Origin of the sequence: Ruegeria sp. HKCCD6428 (assembly GCF_013110595.1) — a bacterium.
Classification (GTDB): domain Bacteria; phylum Pseudomonadota; class Alphaproteobacteria; order Rhodobacterales; family Rhodobacteraceae; genus Ruegeria.
In genome coordinates, this window is sequence record NZ_WVQX01000001.1 from 321988 (window position 1) to 346333 (window position 24346).

The window sequence follows — 24346 nt, forward strand, 5'->3', positions numbered from 1 at the left end:
ATTTATTGCCGAAATTCAACCCTGTGCAGGAAACGCGGCAAGGGGTTGAAGTTGCTTTCCCGGGGGTACAGCCTAGTGTGCATGGAACCGGGGCGGTTGCCCGAGGAGAGGATATGGCCACGAAACTACTGCTATGTGATTGCGCCGGAACACAGGCATTCGATCCGGACAAGATCGAAAGCGCCTGCGGCGTTGCCTGTTCCAGGTTGCATACCGCGCTTTGTACCGATGAGTTGCAGTCCGCCGCGGACTTGATGAAAGAAGGTGATACCGTCATCGCTTGTGCGCAAGAGCATGACGTTTTCAGGTCACAGGCCGAAGACCTGAATATCGACGTGCCCGGATTTGTCGATCTGCGCGATCGGGCCGGGTGGTCAGACCAAGGTGCGGATGCGACCCCCAAGATGGCGGCATTGGCGGCCGAGGCCGTTCTGGCGCAACCGGTCACACCCAGCGTGGATGTCTTCAGTGAAGGCACCTGTTTCATCATCGGGCCCGGTGCGGTGGCCTTTGATCTGGCAGAGCGTCTGGCGGATTCGTTGGCAGTGACCGTCATGACGACCGATTTGTCAGAGCCTCTCTCGCGCGCCTATGACGTGGTACGGGGGCGGCTGCGTTCGGTTTCCGGTGCGCTCGGTGGGTTTTCGTTGCGTCTGGACGCGCTTCAGCAGGTCGTGCCCGGTGGGCGCGGCGCGTTTGCTTGGACCGATCCAAAGGACGGTGCGCTTTCATCGTGTGACATTGTCATCGATCTGGCAGGAGAAACGCCCTTTGTTCAGGCCCCGGACAAGCGCGAAGGCTATCTGCGGGCTGATCCCAGGGATGCGGTTTCCGTGGAACGTCTGGCTTTTGAAGCCGCGCAATTGGTGGGGACATTCGAAAAGCCGCTTTATGTGCGCGTGGAAGAAACCCTGTGTGCCCATTCCCGGGCCGAGCAGGTGGGCTGTACCAACTGTTTGGATATCTGCCCAACCGGTGCGATTTCCCCGGCGGGCGAGCATGTGGCGATTGACCCGATGGTATGTGCAGGCTGTGGTGCTTGCGCCGCGCTGTGCCCTTCAACGGCCATAACCTACGAAGACCCACCTGTTTCGGCGCTGTTGTCGCGGATGCATATTCTGGCCCGTACCTATCGACGGGCCGGCGGCACCGCGCCTCGGTTGCTTGTACATGATGACGCCCACGGGGCCGAAATGATCCGGTTGGCGGCGCGTTTCGGACGTGGATTACCTTCGGACGTGATCCCATTGGAATTGAACGTGATATCTGGCTTTGGCCATGCCGAGATGCTGGCGGCTCTGGCGCATGGGTTCGCGCGGGTGGTTGTGCTGTTGGCGCCGACGACTGAACGCGAGGCGTTGAACCGGGAGCTTGAATTGGCACATGCCATTGCTGGCCCCGAGGGTATAGGCCTGATTGACGAAACAGACCCCGATGCGATGTCCGATCTGCTGTACGGGCAGGCGGTGCCCCGGCCTTTGTCCGATCCGGTCTTGCCTATGGGCAATCGCCGGCAAATCGCGCGGCTGGCAGCACAGGCGCTGAACCCGCAGGCTGAATCGCCTTTGCCGCTGCCTGAAAATGCGCCTTACGGGGCAGTTGCAGTGAATACCGACAGCTGCACCCTGTGCCTCAGCTGTGTGTCGCTGTGCCCATCCGGTGCGTTGATCGACAATCCGGATATGCCGCAATTGAATTTCCAACAAGACGCCTGTCTGCAATGCGGGATGTGCAAGACCATATGCCCCGAGGATGCGATCACGCTTGTTCCACAACTTGATCTCAGCGATGCGGCCCTGTCACAGCAGGTTCTGAACGAAGAAGAACCTTTTGCCTGCGTGGAATGCGGGGCATTGTTCGGCGTGAAGTCCACGGTTGAGCGGATCATGGAGAAGCTGTCGGGCACGCATCCGATGTTCGCGACGTCGGATCAGGCGCGGATGATCCAGATGTGTGACAATTGCCGGGTGAACGTGCAGTTCCAACAGCAAGACAATCCTTTCCAGTCAAAGCCCAAGCCTCGGGTCGTCACGACCGAGGATTACTATTCAGACAGAAAGGATCACTGAAGTTTCAGAGGTGCACCCAGATCCGCAGCGTCGATGCGCGATACGAACGCCAGGATCGCGTCAAGATCGTCCAATGTCATCTCAACCGGGTGAATAGGAGACGGGCGTTCGGGATCGAAAGGCGGTGTCAGACCGTCGATCTGTGTGAATGCGGGGTGGGGGTTCAGGGCGAAAAACGCTTCGAATCGCTGCGACCAGTCGGGCATTGCGCGCAGAACGGCGAAAGAGGGCGTCGACCCCAGGCCATTCATGCGGTTCCTTGGCCCGATGACATGACAGCGCCCGCAATGGGTCATCGAAAGTTCTTCGCCAAGTTGGGTGTCGCCTTCAACGATGTCACCGGACTCAACCACGGCAATATCAAAACTGGCAGAGTAGGGCCCTCCGTCTGCCGGGGCAAAGCTTTCCACCGTGCGCTTGCCGATATCCGATTTCAGCCATTCAAGAAAACGGGTCTGGCGGTCGTTGTCTTCGATACGCAGGTGATAGATCACGTCGTTGCGGGCAAAGACCGGATCACCGGGCGGCGCGGTTTCCAGCACCATGACCCCGGCGTCGTCTGCAATAACACGGATCCCGGTCTTGAGAGAGAAGCGAGGAAGGATATGTTGCAACAGGCCGGAGTCTTTAACCTCTGCCGGGGCCGCAAGGCCAATCGCCTCTTGTGACCAAGAGGGGGTGGCAGAGAGCGTCAGGCTCAGGCACAAGAGGACAAAGCGCATGGCTCAACGTAACTTCGCGGGGCGGGATGCGTCAAATGTACAGACAAAGACGGAGACACGTGCAATGAGCGGCGAGTCGATACGCACGCCCCTGTCAGCAGGGCGGATCAAGGGGAACAAGCATGAGTGTTCGTGACGCGGTTCTGGCGAACCTGAAAAAGATCACCGACCCGGTATCCGGGCAGGACATCGTAAGCGCAGGCATCGTGCGCGCCTTGAATGTGGAAGGCGACACGGTACGCTTCGTGCTTGAGGTCGACCCGAAATATGCGGAAAAGATGGAACCCGTCCGCGCCACGGCTGAAAAGGCCGCTCAGATGGTGGAAGGCGTGGCAAATGTTTCGGCCTTGATGACCGCGCATTCCGACAAGGCACCGCCGGATCTGAAACCGAAACCCAAGCCATCGCAAACCGGGCCGCAGGCAGTGCCGGGTGTGGATCGGATCATCGCCGTTGCCTCCGGCAAGGGTGGGGTTGGCAAATCCACCGTTTCGGCCAACCTTGCCTGCGCATTGGCTGCGGAAGGCCGGCGTGTAGGTCTGCTGGATGCGGATGTTTACGGGCCGTCGCAACCCCGGATGTTGGGTGTCTCGGGTCGTCCGGCCAGCCCTGACGGCAAGACAATCCTGCCGCTGCGCAACCACGGGGTCACCATGATGTCGATGGGTTTGATGACCAACGAAGGTCAGGCGGTTGTCTGGCGCGGGCCGATGCTGATGGGTGCGCTGCAACAAATGATGAGCCAGGTGCAATGGGGCGCGCTGGATGTTCTGATCGTCGATCTGCCGCCCGGCACCGGTGACGTGCAACTGACGCTGAGCCAGAAGTTCCAGGTGGATGGTGCCATTGTCGTTTCAACGCCGCAGGACGTGGCCCTGATTGATGCCCGAAAAGGGATCGACATGTTCAACCAGCTCAAGACACCCATTGTCGGGATGATCGAAAACATGTCCACGCATATCTGTTCGAACTGTGGGCACGAAGAACATGTTTTCGGTCATGGTGGTGTCAAGTCCGAGGCAGAGGCGCTGGGCGTGCCGCTGCTGGGTGAAATCCCCTTGCATCTGGACATCCGCGTCGCCGCCGACGGAGGCGCGCCCATCGTGGTCAGCAAACCTGACAGCCCGCAGGCCGAGGCATTCCGCAAGATCGCCCGCGACATGATCGCCAAAGGCAACGCATGAGCCAGCCGGTTTTCCCACCCTTGCTGACGGGCCACCCGGTTCAGGGTGGGGAAGACCCGTTCGAGCGCGCGCAGGCCATGGCTGCGCTAGGCTGTGATGCGGGGACGGTTGTCTACAATATTCAGGCGGATTTCCTGCGCGTGGCAATTGTTTTTGCCCCCGAGGTACCGTTGCAGGATGCCGTGGCGATGCTGCCGCTTTGTGCTGTGGGATTCCAGAACGCGCTGGGTGCTTTGGCCCCGCCAGAGGTTGCGGTGCATCTGGGTTGGGATGGTCTGATTTGCGTGAACGGCGCGCGGTGCGGCCGGTTTCGCGCGGCTGCGTCAACATCAATGCCCGAAGAAGAGCCGGACTGGCTGATCGTCGGTTGGGAGCTGACGCTGTTGCAAACCAGTGATGCGCCGGGTGAAACCCCTGATATCACCGCGCTGTACGATGAAGGCTGTGCCGAGGTTTCTGCAACGCAGTTGGTGGAAAGCTGGTCACGACACATGTTGACCTGGCTCAACCGTTGGCAGGAGGATGGCAACGCGTCCTTGCACGCCGAATGGATGGGCCTGCTGCGCGGCGTGGGCGAACCGCTGATCGACGGTGGCGTATTCCTTGGAACGGATGAACGTTTCGGGATGCTGATCCGCGACGGGGTCGATACGCATCTGCGCCCCCTGACTGACTTGTTGGAGAACCGAGAATGAAACTGGCCCGAGCGATCCATTTCGACGAAAGCGACATGAACGTGTTTCATTCCCCGGCGCGCACCGGAGAGTGGTGCGTTTCAGGCGGGTTTGAGTTTTCCAACTGGGGGCAGGGTGATCTTGAAGGCAAGGCACGACAGGCATTTGCGAACGGTTGGCTGGGGTTGGAAACCTTTGGCCGGGTGACTTTTGTCGCCGTGACGCAGATCGAAGCCGCAGAGAAAGATCAGATTACTTATAACCTGGCCGAACATTTTGTGCAGTTCTATGGCGCACCCTCGGTCGAGGCCGCATTGGGCGTTGCGCAAGCTGAAATCGACCACATGTCGGAGTTGTGCGAAGACCATCCTGCCAACACGTTGTTGACCGTCGCAAGGGAATTGACAGAGACAGGCGTTCACGAAGCCTTTCGCGTGATCACTCCTCAGGACGCGGAACTGGAGGCGTTGGCGGTTCACGGGTCGCTGGACGATTAGATCAGGTCGACAAACCCGCCGAACTGCCCGCGTTTGAAGATCAGCCCTTTGCCGGTGCGATACATGACCTGCTCTACCTGACCCACGATGATCAGATGATCCCCTGCGTCATGACGGGCATTAAGGCGGCAATCGAACCGGGCCAGACACTGGGCCAGATGTGGACGCCCGGCCTCATCCTCGGTCCAGTCGGCATGTGAGAAATCCGCCCCATCGCGTGCAAACCGCAACGCCTGATCCTGCTGATCCTGCGCCATGACGTGGATCGAATAGAGATCACAGGTACTGAACGTATCAAATCGGAATGATTCCCTGGCCAGACACCACAGGACCAGTGGCGGATCCAATGAGACTGAGGCAAATGAATTCACCGTTATGGCACGCGGGCCCTTGTCGGATTGCGCGGTAATCACCGTGACACCGGTGCCAAAGCATCCCAGCGCTTCCCGAAAGGCGGGGCTTTGATCCGGGGTTGGTCTGAAGGTCTTTTCGGTCATTGCGGGCTTAATCCTTGGCCGCGCATCAGGTGCCATGCGTGGCCCGGATTGTCCATGAAAAGCTGACTGCCGGGTGCAATTTATGCCGTCAGTTCAGATCTTCCAGCAAACGACCATGTTTGCGGGTTTCCATGATCACCTCGCCAAAAGTCGTCAGGCCGCGTGCTTGCAGGATCGGCAGCATCTTGATCAATGCCTCGGCCGTGGCAACCGCGTCGCCCAGTGCGGTATGGCGCAACGTTTCGGGGATCGTGATTTCCAGCCGTTCACACAAGGCGTCCAGCGTGTGTGTATCGCTGGCCCCGAACAGCACCGCAGATAGCAGGACCGTGTCGAGTATCGGATGGTCCCATTCAACACTCATCCGTTTGGCATGACGACGCAGGAACGCCATGTCGAACGGGGCGTTATGTGCCACGATCACCGCGTCACGCGAGAACTGATGGAATACGCGCCCGGCTTCGGCAATATCCGGCGCGCCTTGAACCATGCGGTCGCTGATCTTGTGTACTTTGGTCGAGGCCGGGGGAATTGGAATGCCGGGATCAACCAGCATGTCCAGATGCTCACCCTGAACGATTTTGCCATTCAGAACGCGTACTGCGCCGATCTGCACAATCTCATCCTTGTGAGGCAGCAATCCTGTTGTTTCCGTGTCGAAGACCACGAAGCACAGATCTGACAGGGGGCGGTTCTCAAACGCATCATCCCCCGGTGTATTGAGAAGTTCGAAATCATAGACCAGCGGGCGGGCATCGTCCGGTGACATATGTGCCGCGCTGTCTTCGAAGACAAGCATATACCCAGGTGCATCCCCCAAAGGTTTCATCCGGGCGGAGTATGTCTGCCGCCCATCCACGCTGGACAGGGTGCAATAGACGTCCTTTCCGGTTTTGCACATCTTGGCATAAGCGTCTGTCAGGCCGGTGGCTTCGAGATATTCGAAAAGAGAGGCGTTCAAACGAGGATGCGCGATCTGGGCAAGAACCTCGGCGGCCTGCCCATCGTACAGAACGATCTGATGCTTCGGACTAGCCAGCAGCATGGCCACCGGGATTTCCGTCAGCAGCGCGGTCAGGCGCTGTTTTTCGGCGGCCAGATGCGCGGTTTCGGCGGCCACGGCCTCGGCCGTGCGCATGGCGTTCGAGGCCAGTTGTTCCGCCAACCCCGCCGCTGCCGGGGCAAGATCACCCAGATACCGCGCGGCCTGCATGTCCAGGTCGGTGCTTACACCGGCATGTGCACGGGCCCGCAGTTGGGCGGAAAGCCGTTCGATCGGTTTGGCGACGTTGTCGTCGAACAGCAGCCAAACACCCGCGACCAGTGCCAGAAATCCAAATCCGATAAGGATTTCGGCGAAGACGAAATCATTCAGCAGACCGGGGTTTCCCGCACGGGAATAGGTGATCCAGAGAGCGGTGGCGCTGATGGCAACCCCGCCCAGGGCGAGGAGGCAGAAGAACAGAAAGATCCTGAGCCTCAAACTCAATCCAGTCAGCATGATTACACCCCGCAAGTGGCTGCGATGACGGGGTCATTGGTTCCGGCTGCAATCCAGTCAGCGTTCACCAGACGCCCGTCCTCGGCAAATTCGGCACCATCCGCCAGGTTGGCGCGGCGGCCTTCTGCACAATTCACGGCCACCGGCAGTTTCGAAACCGGAGCCCAGCGGCCAAAGAAGTAAAGATCGACAAGCCGTTGTTCCGGAACGTTTTCGTTTGTGCGCACCGATACGGTGTCGATTGCGGCAAACCGGTCAACGAACGGCACCGCGTAGGTCCAGGGACGATAAAACGCGCGGCTTTCGACCTCTTGCACGATGGTCATCTCTTCCGGCAGTTGGTCGCGCGTGCGATCGTACCAGGAATATTCGCTGTTGATGGTCATCGCGATCATTCCAAGACCGGCCGCAACCGGCGTTGTCCATTTTGGCAAACGCCCTCCGGTCAGCTTGTTCAGCAGAAGAACGATGCCGGCACATGCGACCCCTGCGAAAATCGTGCCGATCAGTTCCAGAAACATGTGGTCTCTCCGTTGGTCAGTCGCATGTCAGCCCAGCATTCCCTTGCCGTGGCCAACTGCCGATTGCATCGTTTTTACCACCACGAAAGCATCACGCAGATGACTTCGCTCAAAGTCCGACAATTCAGACGGTGGCAGGTAGTTGTCGGGCATCGCTCCGGATTTAACCAGCCGCACCTGATGCTCCAGCCGGGTTTCAGCGATCAGATCATAGGCGTCCAGCAAGTCACGCGCACCAGAAGGGCTGAGCACGCCACTGGCCTCGGCTGCTTTCAGACGGGCGCGGGTGTTGGCCTCGGTCAGCTCGCCTTGCAGTGCGTAGATGCGCGCCAGATCGACGACGGGCACAACTCCGTTGTGTTTCAGATCCAGCGTATTGCGATGCTCGCCCGAGCGGATCGTCGCGAAACCGCGCAGCAGGCCCAGGGGGGGCGTGTGCTTCAGCGAGTTCGAAATCATGTGTGCGACGAAGATCGAGTTTGCCCTGGCCACTGCCAGAGTGTCCGCTTGCAGATCGCCAAACAACTCAAATGCGCCGCCGATGGGGCGCAGGTCGAACATGACCGAGGCCAGCATCTGCGCCTCGGGGTTTGGCTTAGCAATCCAGCCTTTGAAATAGTCGCGCCAGACACGAACCGGCTGGCACCAGCGCGGATTGGTCGCCATCATGTCGCCGGGGCAGTAAAAGTACCCGCAGACGTCCAGCCCGTCAGAGACGAATTTGGCCAGTTTGGTGAAATAGGACATATCGGCGTCGGTGACGCTATCGTCCAGCATCAGGCAATTGTCCTGATCCGATACGCCGGTTTGTTCTTGCCGTCCCTGTGAGCCGCAGGCCAGCCACAAATAGGGTACAGGTGGCGGACCCAGTTCAGATTCGGCCAATTTCAGCAGGCGGCGGGTAACCGTGTCTGCAATATCGGTGATCAGCCGCGTGACAATCTCGTGTCGGTTCCCGCCGGCAACCAACTGAACCAGCAACTGCGGAATTTCCGCCGTCACCCTCGCCATCTCTTCGGCACTGTCAGCCTTTGCGATCCGACCAACCAACTCGGCCGAGTTGACGGCCTGATAGCGGGTCAGATCGGTCTGCGTCACGATCCCGACCAGACGACCGCCTTCGGAAACAGGGATATGGCCAATGCCGCGCTCCATCATGATATGCAGAACGTCCGAGCCGATATCGCTGGGCGACAGCGTCACGGGATTTGCAGTCATGATTTCGGAAATCCGTGTGGTTGCGGGCAACCCGTCCGCAACATATTTGCCCGAAATGTCCCGCAGGGTGGCGATACCTTTCAACTTCTCTCCATCTGTCACGCATAGCGACGAGATGTGTTTGTCGCGCATGATCCGTGCCGCTTCCTGAACTGTCGTGTCCGCAGGGCAGGTGGCGGGATCGCGCGCCATCAGAACGTCAATCGAACTGGTCGCAAGGCTTTGCGGGCCGCTGCGACCTCCACGGGTTCGATTGAAGAATTTGGCGACGACATCGTGGTTGTCGATCAAACTGCGCACCAAATCCGGTGGCAGAACCATCAGGACAGACGGCGTATGAGCACGGGCTTTGGTGGCGGCTTTGCCGTCTTTCAGCAGGCCTCTCTCGCCGAAGGAGTTGCGCAGCCCCAGATGAGAGACGATGGCCCCGTTCTCATCAGTAATCTCAACCTGTCCTTCGTAGATCAAGAACACCCCGGGCAACTTGTGACCCAACTCATAGACAGAAGCGTCCTCCTCAACTTCCCAGACCTCGATCTGTTTGACGATCTGATCCAGGGCGTCGGAAGGCAACACGTCATAGGGGTGAACGGATTTCAGAAACCGGGCAATTTCATCATGGGACAGGGGCATGTGTTGTCTCCGGTTTTCTGGTTAAAAAATCCCGCCCAGTGGTGTGCCGGGCGGGAACAGTGGATCGAAAGACGCGGTCGAAGGCAAGAACCAACGACCGCATCAAGCTCACTTATTCTGAGCTGCGCCCGCACCACGGGGAATGCGTACGCTTTCGACCAATTCAACGATCTCCGGCGGAGTCTCTTTGGTCATTCCGGCGACGACGTAAGCGACGCCGAAGTTGATCACTGCACCGATGGCGCCGAACGAGGTCGACTTGATCGGACCCAGCAGCGGATCAGCATCAGTGAACGAGTTGGTGCCCGGAATGAACAGCCAGCCCTTGTGCAGGAAGATGTAAACCAGGGTTACGATCAGACCAGCCAGCATACCTGCGACGGCACCGGTGTTGTTGATGCGGGTCGAGAAAATCCCCATCATCAGCGCCGGGAAGATCGAGGCAGCCGCCAGACCAAAGGCCAAGGCCACGGTTTGCGCAGCAAATCCCGGTGGGTTCAGACCCAGATAGGTTGCAACGACGATGGCCACAGCCATTGCGATACGAGCGGCCAGCAGTTCTCCTTTTTCAGAGATTTGCGGGTTGATCGCGCCTTTGACAAGGTCGTGGGACACCGCCGACGAGATCGCCAGCAACAGGCCCGCAGCGGTCGACAGAGCAGCTGCAAGACCACCGGCAGCGACCAGACCGATCACCCAACCCGGCAGGTTGGCGATCTCGGGGTTGGCCAGAACCAGGATGTCGCGGTTGAACTTGGTCAGCTCGTTACCGACCCAGCCTTTTTCTTCCGCAAGTGCCTGCATGTCGGCATTTTGGTCATTGTAGTACTGGATCTTGCCGTCGCCGTTCTTGTCTTCCCAGTCCAGCAGACCAGTTTTCTGCCACGTCTGCATCCAGTCATAGCGTGGATCGTTGTCGATATCCTCGACGGAAACGGCACCACCTTCGATGCCACCATTGGGCCACATCATGTCGGTGATGTTCAGACGCGCCATTGCGCCAACCGCTGGGGCGGTCAGGTACAGCAGAGCGATGAAGACCAGAGTCCAGCCAGCCGACCAACGTGCGTCAGAGACTTTCGGCACGGTGAAGAAGCGCATGATGACGTGCGGCAGACCCGCAGTACCGATCATCAGCGACAGCGTGAACAGCACCATGTTCAGCGTGTTCGAATGATGCGCTGTATACTCGGCAAAGCCCAGCTCGGTCACGATCGCGTCCAGCTTGGTCAGCAGAGGCTCACCGCTGGCGGTATCGCTGAACAGACCCAGCGCCGGAACCGGCGTACCGGTCAACTGCAGCGAGATGAAGATCGCCGGGATGGTGTAGGCGGTGATCAGCACGCAGTACTGAGCGACCTGAGTATAGGTCACGCCTTTCATCCCACCGAACACCGCGTAGGCAAACACCACACAGGCACCGATCAGCAGACCGGAGGTGTTCGACACCTCAAGAAAGCGGCCGAAGGCCACGCCCACGCCGGTCATCTGACCGATAACGTAAGTCACCGAAGCAACGATCAGACAGATCACAGCAACGATACGTGCGGTCTGGCTGTAGAAACGGTCGCCGATGAATTCCGAGACGGTGTATTTGCCGAACTTACGCAGGTAGGGCGCAAGCAGCAGTGCCAGCAGAACATAGCCACCGGTCCACCCCATCAGGAAGGTCGAGTTGTCATAGCCGGTGAAGGCAATCAGGCCCGCCATCGAGATGAACGAGGCCGCAGACATCCAGTCCGCCGCTGTCGCCATACCGTTGGTGACCGGGTGAACGCCGCGACCGGCGGCGTAGAATTCCGATGTGGACCCCGCGCGGGCCCAGATCGCAATGCCGATGTACAGCGCAAATGACGCGCCGACAAACAGCAGGTTGATGGTAAACTGGTCCATGCTGCTTACTCCTCGTCCACGCCGAATTCAGCGTCCAGCTTGTTCATGCGCCAGGCGTAGTTGAAGATCAGCACCAGAAAGACCAGGATCGATCCCTGCTGAGCGAACCAAAAGCCCAGATCGGTGCCGCCAACGGCGATGCCGGACAGCAATGGACGCAGCAGAATGCCGAATCCAAAAGACACCAGCGCCCAGATCACGAGGCTGATGTAGATGAGACGCAGGTTCGCCTGCCAATAGCCTTTGTCGGCTTCGGCAGTCTGCGCGGAGTTTGTTGATTGATCCGCCATTGCGGGTTCCTCCTTCGCTTCCTCGTTGGACGGCCCGATGCCCACATCCTCCAGTGCGTCGGGCCGCTTCTCACTTGCGCCAGACGCCATGTGACGTCAGGCAAAACTCCTCCAGTCCGCCAAGGCGGTCTTTTGAAGTATTCTGTTTGGGATCAGAGCCTTGCGGCCCTAAATCCACCCCCTATTTCATGACTTTACTAACGATCCCTTCAAGGCCATTGGCAATGTCTTCGATCCTGCCCATGGCGTTTGTACGCTGCAGCACGCCCTGACCGTCATAGTAGGCGATCAGTGGTGCCGTCTGCGCGTGGTACGCTGCAAGGCGCGAGGCCACCGTTTCGGCATTGTCGTCGGCGCGGCGCTTGAATTCGGTATGGCCACACTTGTCGCATTTGCCTTCTACGGCAGGCTTCTTGAACTGGTCATGGTAGCCTTCACCACAGCCGGCGCAGGTGTAGCGGCCCGAAATACGGGTCACCATTTCTGCGTCTTCCACCTCGAGGCTGATTGCGGCGTTGATCTTCTGGTTGTTCGATGCCAGCAGGCTGTCCAGCGCTTCGGCCTGAACCGTCGTGCGCGGGAAACCGTCCAGAATGACGCCCTTGGCGCAATCCGGCTGTGCCATGCGGTCGCGCAGGATGGCGATGACGATTTCATCGCTGACCAGATCGCCGGCTTCCATAACGGCTTTTGCCGCTTTGCCGGCTTCGGTTCCGGCCGCGACCGCTTCGCGCAGCAGGTCACCGGTGCTGAGTTGTACAAGTCCGAATTTTTCTTCCAGCATCCGGGCCTGTGTGCCCTTCCCGGCACCCGGAGGGCCGAGAAGGATGAGAACGGCGGGCGTGGTGATCGTGGCAGCGTCCATCATACCCTCACTTGTTCGCACGGTTTTCGATCAGGTCTTCGACCACCGACGGATCGGCCAGTGTCGAAGTGTCGCCCAAGGATCCGAAATCGTTCTCGGCGATCTTGCGCAGGATACGGCGCATGATCTTGCCCGAGCGCGTTTTCGGCAGGCCGGGTGCCCACTGGATCACATCCGGGGATGCAATCGGGCCGATCTCGGTGCGGACCCATGTGCGCAGCTCTTTCATCAACTCGTCCGAAGGCTCGCGATCATTCATCAACGTGACATAGCAATAGATGCCTTGCCCTTTGATTTCATGAGGGTATCCAACCACGGCAGCCTCGGCCACTGCAGCATGTGCAACCAGCGCGCTTTCCACCTCGGCGGTGCCCATGCGGTGACCGGACACGTTGATCACGTCGTCTACACGACCGGTAATCCAATAATCGCCATCTTCGTCGCGGCGGCAGCCGTCACCCGTGAAATAGTAGCCTTTGTAATCCGAGAAATAGGTTTTCTCGAACCGCTCATGATCGCCCCAGACGGTGCGCATCTGGCCGGGCCAGCTGTCTTTGATACACAGAACGCCCTCGACACCGTTGCCTTCGATTTCAACACCGGATTGCGGGTCCAGAACCACCGGTTCGATGCCAAAGAACGGCTTCATGGCCGATCCGGGTTTCATCGCATGTGCACCGGGCAGCGGCGTCATCAGGTGGCCGCCGGTTTCGGTCTGCCACCAAGTATCGACGATGGGGCATTTGCCTTTGCCGACAACCTCGTTGTACCAGGTCCAGGCTTCGGGGTTGATCGGTTCACCCACGGTGCCCAGAATGCGAAGATCGCTGAGGTCGCATATCTCGACAAACTCATTGCCCTGACCCATCAGGGCGCGGATCGCAGTGGGGGCGGTGTAGAACTGGTTGACCTTGTGCTTTTCGCAGACCTGCCAGAAGCGCGAGGCGTCGGGGTAAGTGGGCACGCCTTCGAACATCAGCGTGGTTGCGCCATTGGCCAGCGGGCCATAGACGATATAGCTGTGCCCGGTGACCCAGCCCACGTCAGCGGTGCACCAGTACACGTCACCTTCGTGATAATCGAATGTGATCTCTTGCGTCATCGAGGCGTAAACAAGATACCCCCCCGTGGTGTGCACAACGCCCTTGGGCTGACCGGTCGAACCGGACGTGTAAAGGATGAACAAAGGATCTTCGGCGTTCATTTCGGCTGGGGCGCAATAGTCGTCAGCCTCGAGCGCCATTTCGTTGTAGTCAAAGTCGCGACCGTCGATCCAGGTGGTCTGACCGCCGGTGCGCTTGACCACAAGGCATTTTACCGTGTCTTTGCAGTGCAGCAGGGCGGCGTCTGCGTTGGATTTCAGCGGCGTTTTGCGGCCGCCACGCGGCGCTTCATCCGCAGTGATCACGACCTTGGCGTCGCACCCGTTGATGCGCGCGGCCAGAGCGTCGGGCGAGAAGCCCGCAAAAACGATCGAATGAATTGCGCCGATCCGCGCACAGGCCAGCATGGCGTAAGCGGCTTCGGGGATCATCGGCAGATAGATGACCACGCGATCGCCCTTGCGCACGCCAAGGGATTCCAGAATGTTGGCCATCCGGCAAGTGCGGCGGTGCAATTCTGCGTAAGAGATATGCTGGGCCGGGTCATTCGGATCATCCGGCTCCCAGATGATCGCGGTTTGGTCGCCGCGGGTTTTTAGATGACGATCCAGGCAGTTGGCCGACACATTCAACGTGCCATCGGCATACCAGTTGATCTTGACCGAGCCAAACTCGTAACTGACGTCCTTGACCTGGGTGAAGGGCTTGATCCAGTCGATGCGCTTGCCTTGCTCGCCCCAGAACGCGTCGGGGTCGCTGATTGAGGCTGCGTACATGTCAGCATACTTTGCCGCATCGACATGCGCACGAGCGACAGTTTCTGCGGATGGCGGATAAGTCTTGGCATCTGCCTGGGCAGCGGTGGTCATCTTTGAGGCTCCTCCCTCTGGACTGGATTGCTTTTGGATTTTTTGCCTGTCATTCAGGCAATGTCGATCCTGTTCCTCCCCAAGTTTGAATATTACCGCGTTCTGAAAATAAATAAATAAATTGGTGTAATCCTTGGATTTCTTTGTAAAGAAATTTCAACAATATGGCCAAATCTGTAAAAAAATCGGCAAAAGAATCACTAAAATAGAACAAAAACAGCCACTTAAAAGTAACGAGAATTGAGGGCGCTGTGTGTCAATTGTGGTTGCAACGACAGGTGACCTCAAGGCTTCTGTCGTCTTGGGTCATTTCTGGGGCTTATTCTGCAAAATACGCAAATACCGGTTAGGGTTGGCACAATCGAGTGTTGGCGCTAGCTTGATCGGCAAGCGCCTCGGTAGGGGGCGCACCTATGGGAGACAAAACTATGAAAAAGATGTTGAGCGGTGCCGCAGTCGCCGCCCTTGGCGTTGCTTTTGTGACCGAAGCCGCGGCGACAGAATGGAACGCATCCGTCTGGGGCAAGCGCCGCGCCTTTACGGAACATGTTGAAAAGCTGGCCGAACTGGTCAGCGAAAAAACCGGTGGCGAATTCACCATCAATGTCAGCTATGGCGGGTTGTCCAAACCCAGGGAAAACCTGGACGGGATCGAAATCGGCGCCTTTGAGATGGCTCAGTTCTGTGCCGGCTATCACCGCGACAAGAACCGGGCGATCACCGTTTTGGAACTGCCGTTCCTGGGTGTGAACAACCTGCAGGAAGAAGTTGCGATAAGCCATGCGGTATACGACCATCCGGCGGTCAAGGAAGAGATGGCGCAATGGAACGCCCGCATCATCATGACCTCGCCAATGCCGCAGTATAACCTTGTCGGCACGGGCGAGCCGCGGGATGAACTGGCTGAATTTGACGGAATGCGGGTCCGGGCGACCGGTGGCCTTGGTCAGGCCTTCGAGGCGGTCGGAGGGGTGCCGACATCGGTTCCGGCGACCGAAGCCTTCAATGCGATGGAATCGGGCGTCGTCGACACCGTGGCCTTTGCCCAGCACGCGCACCTGTCATTCGGAACGATCAACGAAGCGGACTGGTGGACCGCGAACCTGAATCCGGGAACGGTGAACTGCCCGGTTGTCGTCAACATCGATGCCTATGAGGCCCTGCCAGCCGAACATCGTGAAGCTCTGGACAGCTCGATTGACGAGGCGATCGACCACTACCTTGCGAATTACGGCGGCTTGCTCGAACAATGGGACAGTGTCCTGGAAGAAAAGGGTGTCCAGAAGGTCATGATCGACGACGCGGTAATTGAAGAGTTCCGCACAAAGGCCGCTGATCCGATCCGTGAAAAATGGATTGCGGACATGACCGCACAGGGCCTGCCGGCGCAGGACCTTTACGATCTTGTCCAGACGACGCTGAAGCAACAGCGCGGCGGCAACTGATCCACACGACCGGGTGCTTTCAAGGCGCCCGGCAACAAACAACAAGGAAACACCGGAATGGCAGGACAAGCCACGGTTCTGGTAGACGGCAGCCGTCTGAGCCAGTTGGATCAGCGTTTGCTCGTGCTCGAACGGTTTCTGGCACTGATCAGCGGATTGGCGGTTTTTTCACTGATGGTATTGGCCGTTGTGTCGGTCAGTGGTCGAAATGCGCTGAATGCTCCTTTGCCGGGCTACGTGGACTGGATCGAACAGGCGATGCCTCTCATCGCTTTTCTGGGCATTTCATATGTTCAGCGTGATGGGGGGCATATCCGGATGGATATCGTCATATCCCGCTTGCACGGTCGGGCTTTGTGGCTGTTCGAACTGCTCTCGGTGGTTCTGATCCTGATCCTGATGCTGGCTCTGGTTTGGGGCAGTTGGTCTCATTTCGACCGGTCCTTTGATTTTGGCGCCCCAATGTGGAGCCGGGACAGTTCGATCGACATCGGCATACCCTTGTGGCCGGCCAAGCTGCTGGCACCCGTTGCATTTTCCGTTCTCTGCCTGCGCCTTGCGCTGCAAGTCTGGGGGTATGGTCGGGCGTTCTGGCTGGGGCTGGGCGCTCCGGCGGCCGTTCCGTTGATACAGGATGCAGCGGCGCAGGCGGCGGCCGAGGCCGAACAGTTCGAAGGGCAGGACTGATAGATGGACACGATTGAGATTGGCCTCTGGGTCACTGGCGGCCTTCTGGTCCTTGTCGTGGCGGGCATGCGGGTTGCCTTTGCAGCCGGTTTGGCAGGGCTTGTCGGACTGGTTTGGATTTTCTGGGCCAAGTTCGGTTACGATCCGGAACGGTTTGGCAAGGCGCTGACAGTGGCGGTCAAGACCGCGGGGCAGGTGCCACATTCCAAGGTCGCGTCCCACACTCTCAGCCTGATTCCGACCTTTATCCTGATTGGATATCTGGCGTATTACGCGGGGCTTACCCGCGCTTTGTTCGAGGCCGCAAAACGCTGGGTCGCATGGGTGCCCGGCGGGTTGGCGGTTTCGACCGTTTTCGCCACGGCCGGCTTCGCTGCGGTGTCCGGAGCTTCGGTTGCGACGTCCGCCGTCTTCGCCCGTATCGCGATTCCGGAAATGCTGAAGGTGGGCTATAACAAACGCTTTGCAGCAGGTGTGGTTGCCGCGGGCGGGACGCTGGCCTCCCTGATCCCGCCTTCGGCCATTCTGGTGATCTACGCGATCATCGTCGAGCAGGATGTCGGGAAACTGCTGTTGGCGGGTTTCATTCCGGGTGCGTTTTCCGCAATCGTGTACGGCCTTCTGATCATTGGGATTGCAGTGATCTTCAAATCCGTTGGCCCGCCGGTCACGGGGTTTTCCTGGAAACAGCGCTTTGCAGCACTTCCCGGTGCCATTCCGATTGTCGCCGTCATTCTGATTATCATTTGCTTTGTCTATAACCCGTTTGGTGAAAAAGCATGGGGCACTCCGACGGAAGGCGGTGCCATTGGCGCCTTCATCGTATTCTGTTTCGCCTTGTTCCACGGAATGCGCTGGGCCGAGTTCAAATCCGCACTTTTGGAAACCGCCAAACTGACGGCGATGATTTTTTCGATCATCTGGGGCGTTCTGATCTATGTGCGGTTTCTTGGGTTCGCCGACCTTCCGGGTGCCTTCTCGGATTGGATTACGGGGCTCGAGATGTCGCCCATGATGATCCTGATCTGCATTCTGCTGGCATATGCGGTGTTGGGCATGTTCATGGACGCGATCGGGATGCTGCTTTTGACCTTGCCCGTCGTCTATCCGGCGGTGATGGCCCTGAATGGTGGTGAAACCGTCAGTGCCGCCGACAGCGCGTTTGGAATGTCCGGCCCGATGTGCGCGATCTGGTTTGGCATTCTGGTCGTCAAAATGGCCGAGTTTTGCCTGATTACACCGCCCATCGGGCTGAACTGCTTTGTCGTTGCCGGTGTGCGCCCGGACCTGAGCGTTCAGGATGTTTTCAAGGGTGTCACACCCTTTTTCATTGCCGACGCCCTGACCATCGCAGCTCTCGTGGCTTTCCCGGGTATTGTCCTCTACCTGCCATCGCTTGCGGGGTAGCTCGGAAGCGAGGCTCTGCCTCGCGCTCCGGGATATTTGTGGCCAGATGAAGTTCGGATCCCTTGCTTCATCTGGCTGAAAATATCCCGGGGGAAGCGCGCGCAGCGCGACGGGGGCAGAGCCCCCAAGATCGCGCGCTATCCAGCTCGCATCAACATTCCGAACAGATCGCGCGGATCGTCCGGGTCGGCCAACATGTCCAGAGGTTCAAAGAAGGTTGTGCCTTCAATCGCCTGTTTCACAAAGCGCAGGGCCGAGAAATCCTCGATGGCAAAGCCTACACTGTCGAACAAAGTGATCTGCCGCTCATCGATGCGCCCCTTGGCGGCGCCGGTGATGACCTGCCACATCTCGGTCACAGGGTGATCGGCGTCCAGCGCCTGAATTTCGCCTTCGATCCGGGTTTGTTCGGGGTACTCGACGAAGATGTCCGAACGAAACAGGATGTCGCGATGCAACTCGGTCTTGCCGGGGCAATCGCCTCCGATGGCGTTGATGTGCACGCCGGGCCCGACCATGTTGTCGGTCAGGATCGTTGCGTATTTCTTGTCTGCCGTGCAGGTGGTGATGATCTGGGCACCTTCAATGGCGTCTTCCGGCGTCTTGCAAGGGATGACGGTCAGGCCCTTGCCCTGCAAGTTCGCAGCGCATTTCGACGTGGCATTCGGATCGATATCATAAAGCCGAACGGTGTCGATCCCGCACATTGCCTTGAAGGCCAGGCACTGGAATTCGGACTGTGCGCCATTGCCGATCATGGCCATTGTCTTGGCATTTTTCGGGGCCAGATAGCGCCCGACCAGAGCCGAAGTCGCCGCCGTGCGCAGCGCGGTCAGCATTGTCATTTCGGTCAACAGCGTCGGATATCCGGTGTAGACATCCGCCAGCAGGCCGAATGCGGTAACGGTTTGCAGCCCTTCGGAGGTGTTCTTGGGATGGCCGTTTACGTATTTGAACCCGTACGCCTCGCCATCCGAAGTTGGCATCAGCTCAATCACGCCATGAGGAGAATGCGCCGGAATGCGAGGTGTCTTGTCGAAGCTTTCCCATCGTTTGAAATCGGCCTCGATCTGAGCGGCAATCTGCGTGATCATCTGTTCGACGCCAATGTGGTGTACCAGTCGCATCATGTTGTCGACGGAAACGAATGGTACCAGGGCCTTGTCTGAAGGTTGCATGGTGCTCTCCTATCGGCGGGCAAGGTGAACGCCTGCAATCATGCAGCGCACGGACCCACCGGCGGTTTCAATTGTTGGAACGGACAGCGGCAACGGTGTTGAACTGTCCTGGATTGTTGCGATTTGGTCTGGTGTGAGGGCGGCAAGTGCCCTGCTGGACAGGGCCAGAACCAACCCATCCCGTCCGGTCAGTTCAATGGCGTTGCCTGCGAACTCGGCAATTTGGTCGTGCGTCAGGTCAATGACCGTTCGACCGGATTCTTCCAGCCGATTGCGAACGGTCATGCGGCGGGCCGGGTCCGAAATCATGTCGAGGCAAATCAGGGCGTAATGCGTGCCGATACCCATCAAAACGTTGGTGTGATAAACGTCCCGGCCCTTGGCATCGCGGGCTTCGAAGGCGATTGGTTCATAGTTGAAATGTGTGCAAAACCGTTCCAACAGGACCGGATCGGCGCGATTGGACGTCACCGTGTAAGCGATGCGGGCCACATGATCCAACACCATCGCGCCGGTCCCTTCCAGGGCCAGGTTGTCTTGTTCCAGCCCGGAATAGTCGATGACATCCTGCACACGGTATTCCTGTTTGAGCAGTTCGATTACATCGGTCCGGCGTTCGCGTCTGCGCGATGGCACGAACATCGGGTAGATCGCCACATGGCCGCCGGGATGCGTCGAGAACCAGTTGTTTGGAAAAACGCTGTCAGGTGTGTTGAGGTCGCCGAAATCGTCAAACACATGAACAGTGACTCCGGCGTCGCGCAATTGCTGCACCGCCCGATCATGTTCATCCCTGGCCGCTTCCGACGTGGCCTGGGCGGATGCGGTGCTCAGCGTTTGAAAGGCATTGTCATCGCGTGTTTCCGGATTGGACGCAAAAGCGTGCGGCCGGATCATGACGGCGGCAGATGGCGCTTGAAGAGACAGCATCAGAAACTCCGGGTGGGACGGTCGAAGATACGGCGACCCATCAACGAGGCGGCCAGATCGACCATCAGTTTTGCGGTTCGGCCCCGGTCATCCAGAAACGGGTTCAATTCGACTAGGTCCAGCGAGCAGACAAGTCCGCTTTCATGCAGCAGTTCCATTACCAGGTGAGCTTCGCGCTCGGTTGCACCGCCGGGCACGGTCGTGCCGACCGCGGGGGCCACTGCCGGGTCGAGGAAATCGACATCCAAAGAAACATGTAGCAGAGCGTTTTCTGCCTTCACGCGATCAAGAAAGGCCAAAAGGGGGGCTTTGATACCGTTTTCATCAATGCTGCGCATATCCGCCAGCATGGCGCGGTCTTGCTCCAGCGCCGCCCGTTCCGCCGGGTCGACAGAACGCAATCCGATCATGCCGACGCGATCCGTCGGTATGACGGCCGGCAAAGGGGGGAAATCCTCGAATCCGGGTCTGCCGGTGAAATACGCCACCGGCGTGCCGTGCAGATTGCCGCTGCCGGTACTGTCCGGAGTGTGAAAGTCGCTGTGGGCGTCAAGCCATAGCACAAAGAGAGGGCGGTCGATCCGAGCGGCATGGGCGGCCATCCCGGCCACCGTACCCATGGACAGGGCGTGATCACCCCCCATGAAAATCGGAATGCCCTGACCCGCCGCGTCTTGCGCAGCTTTGCTGAGAGCGTGCGTCCACCCCACGCATTCGGGCAGGGCGAACAGGTGCGGGTGTTGGGGAATGTCGACGTTTTCGGCCTGCACGTCGCCCCAATCGTGAACGGTGTGACCAAGATCAGACAGCGCTTGATCCAACCCTGCCACGCGATACGCATCAGGTCCCATCCGGCATCCCTGACGACGCTTCCCGGCGTCCATTGGGGCGCCAACCAGTATGATATCCTTGATTTCCATGTGTTCATTTAGGCCGTCCGACTGTCTTGCGTGAAGTCGGCAAAATGCTCAAAATGGTCTCGGAAAATTCTTTATGAGAAAGCGCTATGGACGAATTGGACAATCGACTGCTCAATGCGTTGCAGCGGGATGCTCGGGCAAGCCTGTCAGAGCTGTCGGAAACACTGGGCGTGACCCGCACCACGGTCCGCAGCAGGTTGCAGCGGCTGAAACAGTCCGGTGAAATCGTCGGCTTTACCGTCCTGACGCGTCGCGATCTGGCGCAAAGCCCGGTGCGCGGGTTGATGATGCTCGAGATTGAGGGGCGCGGGACGGAACGCGTCATGGCCCGGATCGGTGCCATGCGTCAGGTGACGGCAGTTCATTCGACAAATGGCAGTTGGGATCTGATCGCCGAGATCAGTACGGAAACCCTGGCTGAACTGGATGAGGTTCTGTTTCAGATCCGAAGGATCGACGGCGTGACGCGTTCGGAAACGAACCTTTTGCTGTCAACACGCAAGGGGCGGCTCTAGCGCTTTGAGATAAAACCAAAATGTGCCAGAGTCCGTTGGCAGATGATGTCTGAATCGTCGACGGGCGGGTGAGCCGCGCGTGGTATCTGCGATCAGAAACTGGCGGGGACGTGCAGCATGACCAATGCGAAAAGTGACGGTGAACCTCTGGCCGTGCACTGGGCAGAAAAGCTTGCGGCCATGTTGGAAAAACCCTGGCTGCGGATTGCGATACCGGTTCTCGTGACCGGAATCGCGCTGACGGTTCTGCATGATTTGTCAGCGCATGTGAAATGGTCAGATGTTCAGACAGATATCGCAACGACGTCGTGGAAACTGATGTTTTTCGCCTTGTGCTGGACCGCGTTCAGTTTCCTGTCGCTGTCGCTCTATGATGTGTTTGCCGTGCAAAGTGTAGCTGGCGGCAAAGTGCCATTGCCTGTTGCCGGAATGGCAGGGGCCAGCGGCTATGCCGTGTCGAACTGTCTGGGTTTTTCCTACATTACCGGAACTGCGATCCGGTATCGGATATATGCGTCGCTGGGATTGGATCTGGGGCGGGTGGCCGGGGTTATCGCGACATCCTGGGTCGCGTTCTGGATGGGGCTTGTTCTGGTTCTGGGTGTGTTGCTGACCGTGCATCCGGACGGAATTTCCAAAGTGATGCCTGTCAGCGAAACGGTGGAAACCGTCATCGGGCTGTGCCTATTGGGGGCATTGGTTGCGATGTTCATATGGTTGTCCAGCGGCGGCAGGCGGTTGGCCGTCGCCGGTATCGGGTTTGACTTGCCGGGTGGCAAACTGGCCAGCCTTCTGACACTGGCCGCCATTGGAGATCTGGTTGGCGCGTCCATGGCGCTCTATGTCCTGATGCCGGACGATCTGGGCGTTGGCTATCCCTATTTCTTCACGATCTACATCGCCGCCATCGCCGTTGGAATTCTCAGCCACGCACCGGGCGGGCTTGGGGTATTCGAAGCCACGCTGATCGCAGGGCTTGGGTTGTCGGGACGTTCGGATGTAATCGCAGCCTTGTTGCTGTATCGCGTCGTTTACACCTTCTTGCCGTTCGGTATCGCCAGCGTGTCCATTGCGATCGCGTCCGCACTGACGCAAAGGCACAGGATCGGTGGCGCCGCGACATGGGTCTATCGGGTCATCCGTCCCATTGTTCCGATGGCGGCAGCCGGGGTTGCGGCCGTGGCGGGGGTGGTCCTGCTGGTGTCCGGCGCATTGCCAGCGGGCACGCAGAACCTTGGCGTTCTGAGAGAGGTCTTGCCGCTGTCGTTTGTCGAGGCATCGCACCTTGCCGGCAGTGCTGTCGGCGTGCTGCTTTTGCTGGTGTCCCGCGGTTTGTTTCGAAAGCTCTACCGCGCATGGGTGGTGGCAATGTTGTTGATGGTGGCCGGGTTCTTTGCCTCGCTGGCAAAGGGGCTGGACACTCACGAAGCGCTGTCGATGCTGGGCACGATTGGCCTTCTGGCGATGTTCCGCGGGGCGTTTTATCGGGTCAGTGGCGCGTCGATCTTCAGGCTGAATATTCCTTGGTTGGTCAGTGTCGTGGCGCTGTTGGCGGTGATATTCTGGATCGGACTGTTCGCCTATTCCCATGTCGAGTACCAGAACGCCCTGTGGTGGGAGTTTGCCTGGAACGGTGACGCTTCGCGCTTTTTGCGCTCCAGCCTCATCGTGGCGGTGATCGTGGGCGTCGTGGCCGTGAACTCTCTGTTCGGGCGAGAGATTCCGACGCCTGTGCGCACGGAAATCCCCGAGGTCGTTGAACGGCTTGTGATGGAGTGCGAAGATACCGAATCCCAAATCTCGCTTACCGGTGACAAGCAGTTCCTCATCTCACCGGATCAGACCGCATTCATTGCGTATGCAGACACGGGCAACGCTCTGATCTCGAAGGGAGAGCCGGTTGGTGATGAAACGGCGGGGCGGCAGTTGATCTGGCAACTCAGGGAAATGGCGGACCGAGAAGGAAAACTGTGTGCCTTCTACAGTGTTTCAACCAAGTACCTGCCGACATTTCTGGACCTGGGCCTGTCGATCCTGAAGATTGGTGAGGTCGCGCGGGTTCCGCTCAAGGATTTCTCGCTGGACGGAAAGTCACGCAAGCGGTTCAGACAGGCCAGAAACCGGGCCGAGCGGGAGGGCTATGTATTCGAGATCGTCCCGAAAGAAGACCTGGCCCCGGTTTTGCCGGAACTGCGCGCGATTTCAGACCATTGGCTGGCGCAAAAGGCGGGTGCCGAAAAGGGCTTTGCGTTGGGGGGCTTTGACGATCAGTACCTGTCATATTTCGATCATGCGGTTCTGCGTGACGGTAAGACAGGCAAGATCATGGCCTTTGCCAACCTGTTTCAGGGCGGCAACAAATCCGAGCTGTCGCTGGATCTGATGCGCTATGAGCCTGACAGCCCGAGCTTTGTCATGGATGCTCTTTTTGCCGAGATGATGAACTGGGGATCGCAGCAGGGGTTCCACTGGTTCTCATTGGGTGCGGCGCCGTTTTCGGGGATCGAAAACCGTCAGCTTGCATCACTTTGGAACCGCATCGGCGGCTTTGTCTATGAGCATGGCGAGCAGTTCTATCATTTTGAAGGTTTGCGCGCCTTCAAACAGAAATTCGATCCGGAATGGAGCCCCAACTATCTGGCTAGCCCCGGCGGGCTGGCTGCGCCCCGCATCCTTTACGAGGTCAATATTTTGATCTCGGGTGGGCTGCGCGGGTTGGCCAAGTAGC

General features: G+C 58.6%; 21 protein-coding genes. 9 read left to right on the forward strand and 12 right to left on the reverse strand.

The genetic code is table 11. From position 1 onward, the window contains the following. Positions 1–113 precede the first annotated feature (113 nt). Entirely contained in the window at positions 114–2069 is a 1956-nt protein-coding gene (locus GS620_RS01565) for a 4Fe-4S binding protein (protein WP_171613746.1), read from the forward strand. On the opposite strand, the gene GS620_RS01570 is transcribed toward GS620_RS01565, so the two are convergent. Further along, complete coding sequence (locus GS620_RS01570) at positions 2063–2791, reverse strand: cytochrome c (protein ID WP_152457716.1); 729 nt, start codon at positions 2789–2791, stop codon at positions 2063–2065. The two genes, GS620_RS01565 and GS620_RS01570, sit on opposite strands and share 7 nt — an antisense overlap. A 122-nt stretch (positions 2792–2913) precedes the next feature. On the opposite strand from GS620_RS01570, the gene GS620_RS01575 reads away from it, so the two are divergent. The 3 genes from GS620_RS01575 to GS620_RS01585 are packed head-to-tail and all read left to right on the forward strand — an operon-like array spanning position 2914 to position 5146. Further along, complete coding sequence (locus tag GS620_RS01575; RefSeq protein WP_152457717.1) at positions 2914–3975, forward strand: Mrp/NBP35 family ATP-binding protein; 1062 nt, start codon at positions 2914–2916, stop codon at positions 3973–3975. Then, positions 3972–4670 carry a biotin/lipoate--protein ligase family protein gene (locus tag GS620_RS01580; protein ID WP_171613748.1) on the forward strand — a complete coding sequence of 233 codons (699 nt, stop codon included), beginning with the start codon at positions 3972–3974 and terminating at the stop codon, positions 4668–4670. Before GS620_RS01575 ends, GS620_RS01580 begins: the two co-directional genes overlap by 4 nt. Continuing rightward, entirely contained in the window at positions 4667–5146 is a 480-nt protein-coding gene (locus GS620_RS01585; RefSeq protein ID WP_171613750.1) for a DUF6505 family protein, read from the forward strand. The genes GS620_RS01580 and GS620_RS01585 overlap by 4 nt, the downstream gene beginning before the upstream one ends. Here the strand turns inward: GS620_RS01585 and GS620_RS01590 are convergent. From GS620_RS01590 to acs, 8 genes are all read right to left on the reverse strand, one after another. Further along, a complete protein-coding gene (locus tag GS620_RS01590; protein WP_171613752.1) occupies positions 5143–5643 on the reverse strand; it encodes a flavin reductase family protein in 501 nt (166 codons plus the stop codon). The genes GS620_RS01585 and GS620_RS01590 overlap by 4 nt on opposite strands. Positions 5644–5731: 88 nt before the next feature. Beyond that, the gene (locus GS620_RS01595; RefSeq protein WP_171613754.1) at positions 5732–7144 is read right to left on the reverse strand and encodes a PolC-type DNA polymerase III; all 1413 of its coding nucleotides are present in this window, start codon (positions 7142–7144) and stop codon (positions 5732–5734) included. A gap of 2 nt (positions 7145–7146) precedes the next feature. Continuing rightward, complete coding sequence (locus tag GS620_RS01600; RefSeq protein ID WP_171116357.1) at positions 7147–7665, reverse strand: hypothetical protein; 519 nt, start codon at positions 7663–7665, stop codon at positions 7147–7149. A 27-nt stretch (positions 7666–7692) separates the two neighbouring features. Further along, on the reverse strand, positions 7693–9516 hold the full coding sequence (locus GS620_RS01605) for a DUF294 nucleotidyltransferase-like domain-containing protein (RefSeq protein WP_171228578.1): 1824 nt from the start codon (positions 9514–9516) through the stop codon (positions 7693–7695). A 108-nt stretch (positions 9517–9624) separates the two neighbouring features. Continuing rightward, entirely contained in the window at positions 9625–11409 is a 1785-nt protein-coding gene (locus GS620_RS01610; protein ID WP_171613756.1) for a sodium:solute symporter family protein, read from the reverse strand. Positions 11410–11414: 5 nt separating this feature from the next. Then, on the reverse strand, positions 11415–11699 hold the full coding sequence (locus GS620_RS01615) for a DUF4212 domain-containing protein (protein WP_171116351.1): 285 nt from the start codon (positions 11697–11699) through the stop codon (positions 11415–11417). Positions 11700–11880: 181 nt separating this feature from the next. Beyond that, the gene (locus GS620_RS01620; protein ID WP_171614475.1) at positions 11881–12564 is read right to left on the reverse strand and encodes an adenylate kinase; all 684 of its coding nucleotides are present in this window, start codon (positions 12562–12564) and stop codon (positions 11881–11883) included. Between the two features lie 7 nt (positions 12565–12571). Further along, positions 12572–14536, reverse strand: coding sequence for an acetate--CoA ligase (gene acs, locus GS620_RS01625; RefSeq protein ID WP_171613758.1), 1965 nt, complete (start codon positions 14534–14536; stop codon positions 12572–12574). 428 nt (positions 14537–14964) lie between these two features. Between acs and GS620_RS01630 the strand changes: the two genes are divergently transcribed. From GS620_RS01630 to GS620_RS01640, 3 genes are read left to right on the forward strand one after another with little or no spacing between them, the layout of a single operon-like run. Further along, positions 14965–15981 (forward strand): C4-dicarboxylate TRAP transporter substrate-binding protein, encoded by a 1017-nt coding sequence (locus tag GS620_RS01630; protein WP_171613760.1) that lies wholly within the window; start codon positions 14965–14967, stop codon positions 15979–15981. 57 nt (positions 15982–16038) lie between these two features. Continuing rightward, the gene (locus GS620_RS01635; protein WP_171168513.1) at positions 16039–16668 is read left to right on the forward strand and encodes a TRAP transporter small permease; all 630 of its coding nucleotides are present in this window, start codon (positions 16039–16041) and stop codon (positions 16666–16668) included. Between the two features lie 3 nt (positions 16669–16671). Next, a complete protein-coding gene (locus GS620_RS01640; RefSeq protein ID WP_171613762.1) occupies positions 16672–18075 on the forward strand; it encodes a TRAP transporter large permease in 1404 nt (467 codons plus the stop codon). Positions 18076–18212: 137 nt separating this feature from the next. Here GS620_RS01640 and GS620_RS01645 read toward each other — a convergent pair whose 3' ends face one another. The 3 genes from GS620_RS01645 to rocF are packed head-to-tail and all read right to left on the reverse strand — an operon-like array spanning position 18213 to position 21103. Further along, entirely contained in the window at positions 18213–19253 is a 1041-nt protein-coding gene (locus GS620_RS01645; protein ID WP_171168510.1) for an ornithine cyclodeaminase, read from the reverse strand. A 9-nt stretch (positions 19254–19262) separates the two neighbouring features. Further along, a complete protein-coding gene (gene ctlX, locus GS620_RS01650) occupies positions 19263–20183 on the reverse strand; it encodes a citrulline utilization hydrolase CtlX (protein WP_171168508.1) in 921 nt (306 codons plus the stop codon). Continuing rightward, positions 20183–21103 carry an arginase gene (gene rocF / locus GS620_RS01655; protein WP_171168506.1) on the reverse strand — a complete coding sequence of 307 codons (921 nt, stop codon included), beginning with the start codon at positions 21101–21103 and terminating at the stop codon, positions 20183–20185. The genes ctlX and rocF overlap by 1 nt, the downstream gene beginning before the upstream one ends. An 86-nt stretch (positions 21104–21189) precedes the next feature. Here rocF and GS620_RS01660 point away from each other — a divergent pair, with 86 nt between their 5' ends. Continuing rightward, complete coding sequence (locus GS620_RS01660; RefSeq protein ID WP_152457732.1) at positions 21190–21618, forward strand: Lrp/AsnC family transcriptional regulator; 429 nt, start codon at positions 21190–21192, stop codon at positions 21616–21618. Between the two features lie 117 nt (positions 21619–21735). After that, positions 21736–24345, forward strand: coding sequence for a bifunctional lysylphosphatidylglycerol flippase/synthetase MprF (gene mprF, locus GS620_RS01665; protein ID WP_371809765.1), 2610 nt, complete (start codon positions 21736–21738; stop codon positions 24343–24345). Position 24346 lies beyond the last annotated feature (1 nt).

Bases quoted from the DNA above. Each gene is read 5' to 3' on its own strand.
- GS620_RS01635 (WP_171168513.1), top strand. From the start codon at position 16,039: ATGGCAGGACAAGCCACGGTTCTGGTAGACGGCAGCCGTCTGAGCCAG.
- GS620_RS01640 (WP_171613762.1), top strand. From the start codon at position 16,672: ATGGACACGATTGAGATTGGCCTCTGGGTCACTGGCGGCCTTCTGGTC.
- GS620_RS01610 (WP_171613756.1), bottom strand. From the start codon at position 11,409: ATGGACCAGTTTACCATCAACCTGCTGTTTGTCGGCGCGTCATTTGCG.
- ctlX (WP_171168508.1), bottom strand. From the start codon at position 20,183: ATGCTGTCTCTTCAAGCGCCATCTGCCGCCGTCATGATCCGGCCGCAC.
- GS620_RS01660 (WP_152457732.1), top strand. From the start codon at position 21,190: ATGGACGAATTGGACAATCGACTGCTCAATGCGTTGCAGCGGGATGCT.
- mprF (WP_371809765.1), top strand. From the start codon at position 21,736: ATGACCAATGCGAAAAGTGACGGTGAACCTCTGGCCGTGCACTGGGCA.
- GS620_RS01585 (WP_171613750.1), top strand. From the start codon at position 4,667: ATGAAACTGGCCCGAGCGATCCATTTCGACGAAAGCGACATGAACGTG.
- GS620_RS01595 (WP_171613754.1), bottom strand. From the start codon at position 7,144: ATGCTGACTGGATTGAGTTTGAGGCTCAGGATCTTTCTGTTCTTCTGC.
- GS620_RS01570 (WP_152457716.1), bottom strand. From the start codon at position 2,791: ATGCGCTTTGTCCTCTTGTGCCTGAGCCTGACGCTCTCTGCCACCCCC.
- GS620_RS01580 (WP_171613748.1), top strand. From the start codon at position 3,972: ATGAGCCAGCCGGTTTTCCCACCCTTGCTGACGGGCCACCCGGTTCAG.
- GS620_RS01575 (WP_152457717.1), top strand. From the start codon at position 2,914: ATGAGTGTTCGTGACGCGGTTCTGGCGAACCTGAAAAAGATCACCGAC.
- GS620_RS01565 (WP_171613746.1), top strand. From the start codon at position 114: ATGGCCACGAAACTACTGCTATGTGATTGCGCCGGAACACAGGCATTC.
- GS620_RS01630 (WP_171613760.1), top strand. From the start codon at position 14,965: ATGAAAAAGATGTTGAGCGGTGCCGCAGTCGCCGCCCTTGGCGTTGCT.
- GS620_RS01605 (WP_171228578.1), bottom strand. From the start codon at position 9,516: ATGCCCCTGTCCCATGATGAAATTGCCCGGTTTCTGAAATCCGTTCAC.
- GS620_RS01620 (WP_171614475.1), bottom strand. From the start codon at position 12,564: ATGGACGCTGCCACGATCACCACGCCCGCCGTTCTCATCCTTCTCGGC.
- GS620_RS01600 (WP_171116357.1), bottom strand. From the start codon at position 7,665: ATGTTTCTGGAACTGATCGGCACGATTTTCGCAGGGGTCGCATGTGCC.
- GS620_RS01645 (WP_171168510.1), bottom strand. From the start codon at position 19,253: ATGCAACCTTCAGACAAGGCCCTGGTACCATTCGTTTCCGTCGACAAC.
- GS620_RS01615 (WP_171116351.1), bottom strand. From the start codon at position 11,699: ATGGCGGATCAATCAACAAACTCCGCGCAGACTGCCGAAGCCGACAAA.
- rocF (WP_171168506.1), bottom strand. From the start codon at position 21,103: ATGGAAATCAAGGATATCATACTGGTTGGCGCCCCAATGGACGCCGGG.
- GS620_RS01590 (WP_171613752.1), bottom strand. From the start codon at position 5,643: ATGACCGAAAAGACCTTCAGACCAACCCCGGATCAAAGCCCCGCCTTT.
- acs (WP_171613758.1), bottom strand. From the start codon at position 14,536: ATGACCACCGCTGCCCAGGCAGATGCCAAGACTTATCCGCCATCCGCA.